Below are 12,501 nucleotides of genomic sequence, written 5' to 3' on the forward strand. Positions count from 1 at the left end.
GAGAGGTGCGCAACGGCATGATCCATTCCGCACCCTCTCTCATAGGCGGCCTGACGAGCTATCAGAAGCCGCGGCCTTCGACGTACTTGTCGCGGAGTTCGCCGAGGTAGGCTGGAACGGTGATGTCCCACCAACCGGTCGGATGCATGTTGCTATAAGGCCGCTCAATCGCACAAATCGCTTCGACCACATACGGCTTGCCCGACTGAATCGCGCGCTGCAGGGCGGCACCGATTTGACGCGGATCTTCCACACGTTCGCCTTCGGCGCCGAGTGATTTCGCAAAATTCGTGATGTGGGCCGACCACGGTGCACCGTCCGGCGTCTTGAAGCCGGTGATGATTTCACGGTCTTCGCCGAACATGTTGAGCTGCAGGTTACGGATAGCGCCCCAGCCGCCATTGTTGATGATGAGGAACACCGCCGGGATGCCCATCATGACGGCCGTCGCCAGTTCTTGACCCGTTTGCAGGAAGGCACCGTCGCCGCAAACCGCGACTACTGGCTGGTTCGGCGCGCCCAGCTTTGCACCAATCGCTGCAGGCAGCGCGAAGCCGATGCCCGAGAAGCCACCCGGCGTGATGTGCTGCTTCGCACCGTAAACCGGGAACTCGTTGAACACCTGGTTTTGCGGGTTGCTTGAATCCGTAACGACGATCGTGTTGCGCGGCAGCACTTTGCGGGCTTCAAACAGAACCTGCGAGACAGTCATTGGCGAGTGGTTACATTCGCGCAAGGGACGCAGGTACTCCAGCCATTCAGCCTTGAGTCCCTGAAGGCGTTTGAATTGCGGCGCATTCTGGTAGTCGCGCGGCTTGGCGAGGTCGCGCATTTCATCGAGCAGCGCGGACAGGATAGCCTTTGCGTCACCGACGATACCGACTTCGGCCGGATAGTTTTTGCCAATTTCGAAGCCGTCGATATCAACCTGGATAAGCTTCGTCTTCGGAATGTCGAAGGTAACGCCTGGGCGGTACGACGACGTGATGCGGTCACTAAAGCGGCAGCCAATGGACAGGATGACGTCGGCCTCACGTGTCATCGCGTTGCCCGGAATGGAGCCAAGGTCGCCGCAGGGCCAAGCGTACAGCGGATGGTCTTCCGAGATGGAGCCCTTGCCCATGAACGAGGTCGTGACCGCGGCGCCAACGTGTTCAGCGATAGCAACGAGAAGCTCGCTCGCTTCGGCCGCAATCACACCGCCGCCTGCGAGGATGACGGGACGCTCGGCGGACAGCAGCAGCTTCGCGGCCTTGCTGATGTCATCCGGGTCGCCATGCAGGCGGCCGTGCGAGCGGTGGGTCTGCGGCGCTGGTAATTCAACGAGAGCCGATTCAGCCTGCAGGTCTTGCGGCAGATTGATGAGTGCGGGACCACGACGGCCTTCGAGCATGACGTTGAACGCTTGCGTCATCACGCCGGGAATTTGCGCGACATGGCTCGGCTGCCACCAGCGTTTGACGACCGGTTCAGCCATGCGCGGGAAGTTGTCGCCGTGCGGACGGTCGATTTCCTGCAGCACGCCTTTGCCGGTCATGTAGGTGTGAACGCCGCCGGTAATCAGTAACTGCGGAAACGAGTCAGCGAACGCGGTTGCAACACCCGTGAGCGTGTTCGTGGCGCCGGGTCCGATCGACGAACACACTGCCGCGATTTGGCCGGTCGCACGATAGTAGCCATCGGCCATGTGCGAGGCGCCTTGCTCGTGCATGGCCGGGACAAGGGTGACTTCCTTCTGACGGTCCACAAACGCATCGAGCAGGGCTGTATTGCCGTGACCCGGGATGCCGAACGTGTAAGGCACCTTTTCACGGATGAGATACTCGACGACGATTTGACCGCCGGTCATTTCTTTCTTTTCAGCCATTTAATCGCTCCTTTGCATGGCAACTTGATACAGATGCGCGCGTTTGCGCGACACGGTTTACGTTTTCTTTTTTTCAGCTATTCCAGGCGTGGCTAGCCTGAGTGCACGACGCCCCTCTTGAGGCGTGTCGTGCGGCGTGTCATGAGGTCGTTCGAAAGTCTTCCCTGAGCATGTGGTCGGCTGCGCGCAGACCCTGCGCTACGATGGTCAGCGCAGGATTCACCGCGGCAGAAGACGGCATGAATGAAGCGTCAATGACGAAAAGGTTTTCGTGTTGATGGCTGCGGCAGTATGTGTCGATGGCGCTGGTAGCGGGGTCGACGCCAAATTTGACGGTGCCGCACTGGTGCGATGTCGAGTGACGAATCAGCGGCTTTACCAGAACAATGGGATACCCCGCTTTCTTCAAAAGCGACGTCAGTTTCTCAACGAGGCGATGGTGGGGCTTCAGGTTGTTTCGCTTGATCGCGAGCTGGACCTTTCCGTCACGAAGAACGATACGATTCTCCGGGTCGGGCAGATCCTCCGAGAAAGCAATCCAGTCCATGCTGTGCCGGGCCATTGTCGACCCAACCGCTTTAGGCAGGAATGGCACGTTTGCGGATAGCATGCCGCCCTGAAGTTTGCCGAGCATCTGGGCGTGCCCGAGAGGGAAGCGGTATTCACCGTCACCAAAGTAAAACTGATTGAGTGCAAGAGTCTTCTGGAAGACGGTATCGTTCGTCTCAAATGACAAACCCATCAATGCAGTCTGGTTGTGCGCCATGTAGTTGCGGCCAACAACACCGGAGCCGTTTGCGACGCCCTCGGGCGCGGTATCGCAGGCGGAGCGCAGCAGCAGTGCTGTGCTGTTGATTGCCCCGCACGATACGACGACAACACCTGCGCGCAGAACCTCAACGTGCCCATTGCGCATTACCTCCACGGCCTCGACACGTTTGCCATCGGCACCGAGCAGAAGCCGTTGGACATAACAATTCGTGAGGATGTCCACGCGACCCGTCGCGAGAGCGGGTTGAATCAGGGCCGTTTCCGCGTCGTACTTGGCACCCAGCTTGCACGGAAATCCATCGCACGTCTTGCAACGGATACATTGACCCTTCGGGCCATAGTCGATGGCTTCCGGAAGTGCAGAGGTGCTCGCTCCATGACGGCGCATCGTGTCGGCCATCCGCTGAACGAGCGGCTCGGATGTGAGCTTGGGCGAAGGATAGGGTTTGCTGCGCCACGGTGCGCTGGGGTCGCCGTTGTCGTCCCCATGAACGTCAAAAAGGGATTCGGCTTCGCAGTAGTACGGTTCCATGTCGGCGTAGCGGATCGGCCACGCCGGTGAAATGCCTTCCTCGTGTTCGAGCAAGCCAAAGTCTTGTTCGCGGAAGCGAATCATGCTGCCGCCGTAGAATTTGGTGCAGCCGCCAACGTTGTAGTAAATGTTGGGGCGGAACTCATTGCCTTGCCCGTCCAGCCAGCTGTCGTGGGCGGTGTATTTCTTCTCGTGGAATACGGACGCGACGCTCCAATTCTCTGCTTCGCGGGGAACCCAGTCGCCCCGCTCTAGCACCAAAACGTTCACCCCGTTTTCGGCGAGGCGGCGTGCAACAGTGCCGCCGCCGACTCCGCTACCGATTACGATGACGTCGTGATTTTTTTGCATGATAACTTCGCGTATGTAGGGTTTAGCAGTTTGAACTGCTTCACTCCGTCGCGGATTGAGCAGATGTCGCCAGTATTTGCGTCCATTAAGTTCCGCTCAATTTCGCAACCACATTGAAACTGACGCAATCTGACGCAGTAGGATGTAATGGTTTCGCCTTGGAGCGCGTTTTGCCCGCAGAAGTGCGTCGTGACCCTCAAGCTCGTGCGTCAGTGTGCTAGTGCTTGGGGACTATGTTGGAGGCGAGGCAAACCAGTACAAGCAGTACTGCCAGAAGTCCGAACGCCGCGGGCAAACCGACTCCGTGAGCGATAAAGCCGATGGCTGCAGGTCCAGTCAGCGTGCCAGCGTATCCGAGCGTCGCGGTTGCCGCGATCGCATGTTGCGACGGCATGGATTTGTTGGCGCCTGCAGCTGAGTAGAGAATCGGGACGATATTGGCGCAGCCAACGCCCATAAGCGCGAAGCCGGCAATGGCGAGGGTCGCATCAGGCGCGAAAACCGCCAACGCAACGCCCGCGGCGGCGAGGGCGCTTCCTATGCGTACCACGCGTCGTGCTCCCAGCGTCGCAGCGGTCCAGTCACCCGTCAGTCTCATCGCTGTCATGGTGCCAGCGAAGACCGCGTATCCAATTCCGGCCTGCACTGCCGGCATTGCCTTGGAGCCGGACAGTAGAAGGGCACTCCAGTCGAGCATCGCGCCTTCGACCAAAAGCAGCATGAGGCACATGCTTCCGAGCATGAGCACACTCCCACGCGGCAGCACAAGCGACGAGCCCTGTGCCTGGGTCTTGTCGCTCAGGAAATGGCGCCCGAACAGGGCGAGTGCAATGACGAGTGCAGATGCGGCAGCCATCGCCGTAGCGGCCGGCGTAACGCCTGTTGACAGAGAGGCCGCAGCACCCCCGGAGCCTGCAAGGCCACCAATACTGTAGAGCGCGTGAAAGCCGGACATCATGCGCCGTCCTGAACGCTGTTCGACAGCGATGGCGTGAACGTTCATGGCAACGTCCATCGTTCCAATTGCGGCGCCAAATGCTGCCAGCACCATCCCGGTGAGGTATGGACCATTCACAGAGCCCAGCAAACTGAGCGTTGCCGCGGCTACCACCATTGATGAATTGATGACGCGCCGACAGCCGAACCGGGAGACGAGGTTTCCACAGCTGAGCATCGCGAGGATCGAGCCGACACCAAGGCAAAGAAGAAGGCAGCCTAACGTTGCCTCGTTGATTGCAAGCCGATTCTTGACGAACGGTACCAGTGGTGCCCACGCCGCGACTGCGAACCCTGCCGCGAAGAATGCGCCCCGGGTCGCATGTTGCTGCCAAACTGTTACGGATGTACCTGAATTGGCGAAACTGCAGGATGTCATCGGCTCGCGTTCCTGTGTAGAGTGATTCGTGAGATTGGATTGACGGCCGGTAAATTAACCACGCAACCGATAAGACAACGCACCCACGTCAAGTTGGGCGAAAATTATTCGACGCGTTGGTGGCAGAAATCCACGAATGCTTCTCGAAGACAACGTTAATCGCTATAAACTATGTACTGCTACTAAGTGCAAATTAAAACGCCACACGCGAGGACATCGAATATGGCGGTAAAAGCGCGTTAGAAGCGATGGCGAATGCCAGCGACAGTCAGAACCTGGTAGCTCGCGCCAGAATTGACGTCATAAGATCCAATGACTGCCTGTGCCGCACCCAGTCCGTTCTGCCCGCTGGCATGCTGGTACGCGGCAATAGCGAACAAATCTGTGCGTTTGCTCAGCAGATAGTCGACCCCGAGATTGACCTGCTGATATTTCGCGGATGAGTCGCCAGTCGACTTGGTGTAGTTATAGCCAACAATCGTCTGAAAGTCCGGCGTCACTTGCCAGCTAGCGAAGATTGAACCGTTTTGGTATTTTTCCGACCGGGTAAAGGCCGATGCGCCATCGGGAGCGTAGTCCGAATAACTATAAGCAGCGCCGAACGTCACTGGCGCGATGACATACTGCGCGGCGACACGTGCAATGCTGACCGAGTTCGCCGATGCGTACGCAGAGTTGATCGCGCTGTTAAAGAGGGAGTCCGAGGCCGACGTGCCGCGAGTAGAAAGCGTCGGGTTACCGTTGTTTATATGGAGATAGCCCGCCGCAAGTGAGAGAGGACCCCGCACGTAAGATGCAGCGCCGGAATACACCTGACCAGAGCCGGTTGCACCGGCGACGCCGCCAAAAGAATACATCGCTTCGAGCGTGACGCCGCCCCACACAGGACTCGCCCATTTGACGGCATTGTCAAACCGGGCGCTGCTGTCGTAGTTGTCGACGTCTCCGGGCGTTGCCCAAATTCCGCTAAAGAAGTCGCCGGTGATGGGTTGAACGAGGTCGGAGGTTGGGTCGTACTGTCGGCCCAAAGTGACAGCGCCCCATGTCGGCGCTGATAGACCCACCCACGCTTGCCGGCCGAACAGTTTTCCTCCTTCGTTAATCTTTCCGGAGGCAAGGTCGAATCCGTTTTCGATATCGAAGTTTGCACTCATTCCGCCACCAAGGTCCTCCGTACCTCTTAGTCCCCATTCATTCTCGGAGACGTTGCCGGTGGACATTTTCCATTGGGAACTCTGGCCTCCACTGTTATGAATGTAGCCGACCGCGACGTCAAGAATCCCGTAAAGCGTGATGCTGCTCTGCGCGTGAGCGTTGAGGCTGGATGCCAGGCCGAGTGCGGCTGCCAGCGCGGTAAGTTTCCTCATGTCTGCTTCCTGTCGTATGCAAGTTGTAGTTAGGTACGCTTCTGTATGGGGTGTTGCGACGGGGTGTTGTGAAGCGCTACGCTGTCGGCGCGGGGTGCCCGTTGCGTGACAAGCAGTGTTGGCAGCCAAAAATCCAGGCTCAATTTCGCAGGACCAAAAATTGGACTCGCATACTGACGCAGCAAGTGCGTCAGGAAGAAGCTTTGGATCGCGAAGCTATGCGAAAGACCGCGGAATGGAAATAGAAGATGTTTGCAAGCAACATTGTCGAGGTTGCGAATCGCCCCGGTGTCGCACGACATGAACGAACCCGCCCGCAGGGTCGGGAACTCGTGAAGTTCGATGCCAAAGAACAGGGGGGCCGGCGAAGAGCGGACCCGTGCGCTCTGATCGCAGGTCTCGCAGATGCAATGAGGAGACGTGATGCAGGCAGGAAAAGTCGAGGAGAAGGGAGCAAGACGCTCTGTTGGTAGCTACGACTACATTATCGTTGGCGCTGGAACGGCAGGATGTGTCGTGGCGAGCCGCCTCTCTGAAGACGCTGACGTTTCAGTCTTGCTTCTCGAGGCCGGTGGTGCTGACGACTACCATTGGATACACGTGCCGGTTGGCTATCTCTATTGCATCGGGAATCCGCGCACGGATTGGTGCATGAAGACAGAAGCGGAGGCCGGACTGAATGGCCGCGCGCTTTCTTATCCGCGTGGCCGTGTCCTCGGTGGCTGCTCATCTATCAATGGCATGATTTACATGAGAGGGCAGCGCGAGGACTACGACGATTGGGCCAACCGCACTGGAGATTCATCCTGGAATTGGGAATCGGTCCTGCCGGTCTTTCGCGATAGCGAGGACTATCACGGCGGTCCCAGTGACGCGCATGGCAGAGGTGGCCCGTGGCGTGTCGAGAAGCAGCGTCTAAAATGGAAAATTCTCGAAGAATTTTCACGTGCGGCGCAAGAAACCGGCATCCCATTTACCGACGACTTCAACCGCGGGAACAACGCAGGCGTCGGCTATTTTGACGTGAATCAAAAGAGCGGTGTCCGCTGGAACGCATCCAAGGCGTTTCTGCGCCCCGCGTTGAAGCGCCCCAACTTGAAGGTCATGACGGGCGCCATGACGCAGCGCCTGACTTTCGATGGCAACCGGTGCAGCGGCGTCCATTTCGAGGTGAACGGGGAGAATCTGAGCGCTGCGGCGAATCATGAAGTCATTGTTAGCGCGGGTGCGGTCAATTCGCCCAAGTTGCTGGAGTTATCCGGTATAGGCGATGGGGCGCGACTGAGGCAGTTCGGCATTGATGTCGTGAGCAATCTTGTGGGCGTTGGAGAGAACCTTCAGGATCACTTGCAACTACGCATGGCTTACCGCGTTTCCGGGGCGAAGACGCTCAATACGCTTAGCGCGCATTGGTGGGGAAAGCTTGCAATTGGCATGGAATACGTTTTTAAGCGCAGCGGCCCAATGGCAATGGCGCCGTCGCAGCTTGGCGTGTTCGCAAATTCCGGGACGGACCGCCCGACTGCACGTCCAGATATTCAATATCACGTCCAGCCGCTTTCCCTTGAAAAATTTGGCGAACCCTTGCACGCGTTCGACGCCTTCACCGCGTCGGTTTGCCAGTTGCGACCTTCGTCGCGAGGCACGATTCACATCAAGTCTCCCGACGCGTTGGCCGCGCCCATCATCGCGCCGAATTATCTGTCGACCGAGTACGATAAGAAAGTCGCGGTGAACGCACTCAAGTACACGCGTCGTATCGTTGCTGCGAGTGCCCTCCAAAAGTACGAGCCCAAGGAGATACTGCCTGGAGAGCAATACCAGACCGACGATGAACTGATTCGCGCTGCGGGGAATGTTGGCACGACAATTTTTCACCCGGTGGGGACTTGCCAGATGGGACGCAAGGGCGAGGCCGGTGCGGTTGTCGACTCGCGCCTGCGGGTATTTGGAGTCGCCGGACTGCGTGTAGTTGACGCCTCGATCATGCCGACGATCACGTCAGGAAATACCAACTCGCCAACGGTGATGATTGCCGAGAAGGGCAGCCGAATGCTTAAGGAAGACAGAAAGGCTGCCAATCCAATCAACGTTTTCAAAATGCCCGTTACCAGTACCGCTGCCTGATTGTTGCCGCCAGGCGACTCATTAACGCGACCCTCTTTTTACCACGCGTGAGGCTCCGACGAGCCCCTTGGCGCAGGACCTCGGTCCTGCTTTTTTTTGCCTTCTCGAACCGCGGGAGGCTGCCGGGGCCGCCGCTTTGTGGGGTCGTCAAGCCAGATTCAATGACAAAGCCACACCGCTTGAATCCAGAGCCTTGCACCCGGCGCTCGCATTCTTATCCGGATTTGTCTGCGGGCTCTGACAAAGCCCGTCGCCAGACGGTCTGAAGACGTCGTGTACGGGTAAGTCCCATTCGCACTTCAATATTAGAGCTTTGCGCGGTGTTGAGCGGTGCCCGAAAGCGGCGACCCGTCAAACACGGGCTCGTTCAGCGGAAATGTAAGCGAGTGCGGGCGGTGCAGCAGCAGTTGCCGAAACTCATTGCGTCAGTTCGCGTCAGGTTTGGACCGGTTGCGAAATTGAGACAGACATTTTGGATGCAGAAACTGCGTTCACATTGAACCGTTTCCCGGCCCGGTGTGTAGACCTCCCAGCGAGTTCCTCATTCCAAGGGTCCACGGGGCGACGTTCGCATCACTCCACTCTCTTAAGCGGGACCAGCGCAATGGCATCGATAAAATTCGAGCACGTCTATAAGACCTTCGGTGAAACCAACGTCGTATCGGACCTCAACCTGGATGTCGAGGACGGCGAGTTTCTCGTTTTCGTTGGACCGTCGGGCTGTGGAAAATCGACCACCCTGCGCATGCTGGCCGGACTTGAAAGCCCGACTGACGGCCGGATTTCGATTGGGAACAAGGATGTGACGGCGCTCCCTCCTGGACGACGCGACATTGCAATGGTTTTTCAAAGCTACGCGCTTTACCCGCACATGTCGATTTACAAGAACCTCGCGTTCGGGATGGAGGTGCGCAAGTCGAGTCCCAAGGAAATCGAGAAGCGTATCCGCGAGGTGGCCGCCATGTTGAAACTCGACAGCCTGCTTTCGCGAAGCCCCGCCGAACTTTCCGGAGGCCAGCGCCAACGTGTAGCGCTCGGACGCGCGATGATTCGCGAGCCGCGACTCTTCCTGCTTGATGAGCCGCTTTCGAATCTCGATGCGGCGTTGCGCAGTCACATGCGCAGTGAGATCTCCGACTTGCAGCGCCGTCTCGGAACCACGATGGTGTACGTCACCCACGACCAGGTCGAAGCAATGTCGATGGGGCACCGCATCGCCGTTTTCTCCGGAGGCAAGCTCCTCCAGATTGATACGCCCGAGCGCCTCTACCGGCGCCCTGTGGACCGATACGTTGCAACCTTTATCGGCTCACCGCGTATGAACATTGCCTCCAGCAAAATCAGTCTCGCATCCTCCGATGCCGACTGCCTCGCGCTCGGTGCGAGGTTTCGCCTGCCGCCGGCTCAGCGTGTTGAATTCAACGGGTCATTGCCTTCGAACATTGAGGTGGGCATCCGGCCGGATGACCTCCATTGGGTCAAGGATGCGCCCGCACGATGTGAGGTTCGGACATCGGGTGTTGTCGAGGCCATCGAGACGACGGGTTCAGAGAACTTCGTACGTGTTGCAATTAACGGATCCACGGTTGATGCGCGATTCCCCGGCTTTTCACCGGTAGCACTCGGCGAACGTGTGGACCTCGTGTTCGACCCGGCAGATCTTCACTATTTCGATGCGAATACAGGCAAGAGTCTCCGTCACTAAATGCGGGGTGAAAGCGTAGGTTGATTTTCAACAATAGACGATAGGAGTCCAGCAATGCGTTGTTTTGTTCGCAGCAAGAAGTTGGCAGCAGTGGCGGCGGCGATGTTTGCCTCCGGTTCGCTTCTCTGCAATATCGCCCATGCGGATACCGTTCTCAAACTGGCCTATGGGTCCGAGTATGTGATGGTTACGCCGGAAATCACGACGAAGTTTTGGGGTGATATCAAGACTGATTTCGAAAAGTCCCACCCTGGTGTTACGGTTCAACTCGTTCCGATTCCGGGAGGTTTTGACGACATCGTGACCAAGGTCAGCATGTCCTATGGCAACTCAGGTGCTGCTCCGGATGTCGCCCAATTGCCGGCCCAGGAGATGGCGCAATGGGCGGCGAGTGGCTACCTCTTGCCGCTCAACCAATACGTTGCAACAGCACCTTGGTGGAAGGACGTGCCGGATGCTGTAAAGCAGGAGGGTACGACTGGCAAGGACGTGATTGGTATTAGCCAAGGGGTCAACACGTCGGGGCTGCTCTATGACCGTCAGATTTTCCAGAAGGCGGGGCTCCCCGCTGACTGGAAACCGAAGAACTGGCAGGACGTCTTTGACGCCGCGCGAAAGATCAAGAAATCGGATCCGAACGTATGGCCGTTGTGGGCGATAACGGGCCCAGCAGGCGGTACGTCCGCGCTGGTCGAAGGTGCCGCCAATTTGCTTATGGCATCGAGTGACCCGACGATAAAGGACGCGTCAGGGAAGTGGGCCGTCGATACCAAGGGTATTCGGGATGTTTTGAACTTCTACCACCAAGCGTCTGTAGAGGGGCTACTCGCTCCGTCGTCCTTGATTCTTAACGCCAATTCGCCTGCGCTTGCGACACCGGAATTCCCGAAACATCACATCGGTATTGGGCTTGTCGGAAATTATGTACCCGCAGCCTGGAGCAAGTCGATGTGTGCCCCCTGCTGGCCGGAGGCCCAGAAATTCATTGGCTTCGCGCCGCTACCTACCGTCACCGGCGGTGGCGTCGGCTATGCGAGCGCATTCGGCGGCTGGGACCTTTCCATATCCAAGAAATCCGCCCATCCGGACCTGGCTTGGCAGCTCGTTTCGTTGATTGTTGGCAAGAAATATCTTGTGCCAGGCGCGAACGGGACGGGCTTCGTTCCCCCGCAGAGAGCCTACTGGACGGATAAGGAATACACCGAGCTTGCGCCGCCTTATCAAGAGCAATTCGGCAAGCTGCTGGCCGTTGCGAAAAGCGTCCCTGCTGACCCAGAGTATCCGCTTTGGGCCCATGCACTTGAAGCGGCGACTGAAGCGTTGGTGTTGAAGCCGAAGATGAGCGTGGACGATGCTGTTCGCATGATGAAGAGTGAACTGTCGAACCAGCTCGGTGACGACAAGTTGATGGCCGCGCGATAGTCGGTGCGGTTCGCTGGCTGCCTCGTCGGGCGGCCAGCGTATGTTCTGGAGAGTTTTGATAATGAATCAGACTACGTTTCGCCCTGTGAGCCTGGTGCTGCTTGCGCCTGCGGCCATCCTCCTGCTTTCGCTGCTGGCGCTGCCGATTGTCTATGCTATCTACCTCGGATTTACCAATCTCCAGCTCATCGGGCCACACGCGGTTAACTATTGGTTCACCGGGCTTCAGAATGTCAGGCAACTGTTGAGCGACGACGTCTTCACGAGTTCGCTCTGGCAAACCGTGGTGTTTGTCGTCGGTTCAGGTGCGTTTGGTGCAACGGTTCTCGGGCTCGCGCTGGCACTGCTGTTGCAAAAGGCAAGCGGCGTGGTCGGCAAAGCTGTGTCCGGGCTGGCTATTCTCGCGTGGAACTTGCCGCCTATTACGATTGCCGTCATCTGGTATGCGGCAACGACAAGCGGCGGTACATTCCCGCGCCTCCTGGGCGATGCAAATCACGACCTGCTCTATAGCTACCCGATGCTGGTGGTGTCTATTGCCAATGTCTGGTCGCTCGCCGGGCTGTCGATGATCATGTTCTCGGCCGCCTTGCGGAGCATTCCGACCGAGATGGTCGAGGCGGCGATACTCGAGAACGCGAGTGCGACCCAGAGACTGTTTCGCCTGACGCTGCCGATGCTCAAGCCGACCATCTTGATGTCCGCGCTCCTGATGACGCTCTTGACCTTCGCGAATTTCACACTGGTTTATTTGATGACCGGCGGGGGCCCCGACAACCAGACCAATATCCTGCCCATCTACGCGTACCTGCAAGGCTTCAAATTCCATAGACTGGGTTACAGCGCGCTTCTTGGAAACGTGATTGTGCTGCTCTCGTCGGCGCTTGGATTGGCCTTCGTGCTCATCGCTCGCCAATATCGCCCGGGGCAGGTTCGAAAGAACAAGCTGAAGATCATTTCCGCCTAACCTGTTGGAAACAGCAT

8 protein-coding genes are annotated in these 12,501 nt (G+C 57.9%); 4 read left to right on the top strand and 4 right to left on the bottom strand.

The features are described 5' to 3' along the window. Positions 1-61: 61 nt before the first annotated feature. The 4 genes from ABH944_RS21250 to ABH944_RS21265 form a co-directional block, all read right to left on the bottom strand. Positions 62-1,867 (bottom strand): thiamine pyrophosphate-binding protein, encoded by a 1,806-nt coding sequence (locus ABH944_RS21250; RefSeq protein ID WP_404608664.1) that lies wholly within the window; start codon positions 1,865-1,867, stop codon positions 62-64. A 139-nt stretch (positions 1,868-2,006) separates the two neighbouring features. Then, a complete protein-coding gene (locus ABH944_RS21255) occupies positions 2,007-3,521 on the bottom strand; it encodes a GMC family oxidoreductase (protein WP_404608663.1) in 1,515 nt (504 codons plus the stop codon). 217 nt (positions 3,522-3,738) lie between these two features. After that, a complete protein-coding gene (locus ABH944_RS21260) occupies positions 3,739-4,524 on the bottom strand; it encodes an MFS transporter (protein ID WP_404608661.1) in 786 nt (261 codons plus the stop codon). Positions 4,525-5,135: 611 nt separating this feature from the next. Continuing rightward, positions 5,136-6,263 carry a porin gene (locus ABH944_RS21265; protein ID WP_404608659.1) on the bottom strand — a complete coding sequence of 376 codons (1,128 nt, stop codon included), beginning with the start codon at positions 6,261-6,263 and terminating at the stop codon, positions 5,136-5,138. A gap of 423 nt (positions 6,264-6,686) precedes the next feature. On the opposite strand from ABH944_RS21265, the gene ABH944_RS21270 reads away from it, so the two are divergent. The 4 genes from ABH944_RS21270 (at position 6,687) to ABH944_RS21285 (ending at position 12,484) form a co-directional block, all read left to right on the top strand. Next, complete coding sequence (locus tag ABH944_RS21270) at positions 6,687-8,390, top strand: GMC family oxidoreductase (RefSeq protein WP_404608781.1); 1,704 nt, start codon at positions 6,687-6,689, stop codon at positions 8,388-8,390. Between the two features lie 604 nt (positions 8,391-8,994). Further along, a complete protein-coding gene (locus ABH944_RS21275) occupies positions 8,995-10,095 on the top strand; it encodes an ABC transporter ATP-binding protein (protein ID WP_404608658.1) in 1,101 nt (366 codons plus the stop codon). A gap of 54 nt (positions 10,096-10,149) precedes the next feature. Continuing rightward, the gene (locus ABH944_RS21280) at positions 10,150-11,517 is read left to right on the top strand and encodes an ABC transporter substrate-binding protein (RefSeq protein WP_097267843.1); all 1,368 of its coding nucleotides are present in this window, start codon (positions 10,150-10,152) and stop codon (positions 11,515-11,517) included. Positions 11,518-11,578: 61 nt separating this feature from the next. Continuing rightward, complete coding sequence (locus ABH944_RS21285) at positions 11,579-12,484, top strand: carbohydrate ABC transporter permease (RefSeq protein WP_404608656.1); 906 nt, start codon at positions 11,579-11,581, stop codon at positions 12,482-12,484. The last annotated feature ends 17 nt before the right edge of the window (positions 12,485-12,501 follow it).

The sequence above is a fragment of the Caballeronia udeis genome (genome assembly GCF_044909315.1).
Lineage (GTDB): Bacteria > Pseudomonadota > Gammaproteobacteria > Burkholderiales > Burkholderiaceae > Caballeronia > Caballeronia udeis_A.

What these genes read in the sequence shown, in the direction of transcription:
- ABH944_RS21250 (WP_404608664.1), bottom strand. Translation starts at nt 1,867, where the DNA reads ATGGCTGAAAAGAAAGAAATGACCGGCGGTCAAATCGTCGTCGAGTAT.
- ABH944_RS21255 (WP_404608663.1), bottom strand. Translation starts at nt 3,521, where the DNA reads ATGCAAAAAAATCACGACGTCATCGTAATCGGTAGCGGAGTCGGCGGC.
- ABH944_RS21260 (WP_404608661.1), bottom strand. Translation starts at nt 4,524, where the DNA reads ATGAACGTTCACGCCATCGCTGTCGAACAGCGTTCAGGACGGCGCATG.
- ABH944_RS21265 (WP_404608659.1), bottom strand. Translation starts at nt 6,263, where the DNA reads ATGAGGAAACTTACCGCGCTGGCAGCCGCACTCGGCCTGGCATCCAGC.
- ABH944_RS21270 (WP_404608781.1), top strand. Translation starts at nt 6,687, where the DNA reads ATGCAGGCAGGAAAAGTCGAGGAGAAGGGAGCAAGACGCTCTGTTGGT.
- ABH944_RS21275 (WP_404608658.1), top strand. Translation starts at nt 8,995, where the DNA reads ATGGCATCGATAAAATTCGAGCACGTCTATAAGACCTTCGGTGAAACC.
- ABH944_RS21280 (WP_097267843.1), top strand. Translation starts at nt 10,150, where the DNA reads ATGCGTTGTTTTGTTCGCAGCAAGAAGTTGGCAGCAGTGGCGGCGGCG.
- ABH944_RS21285 (WP_404608656.1), top strand. Translation starts at nt 11,579, where the DNA reads ATGAATCAGACTACGTTTCGCCCTGTGAGCCTGGTGCTGCTTGCGCCT.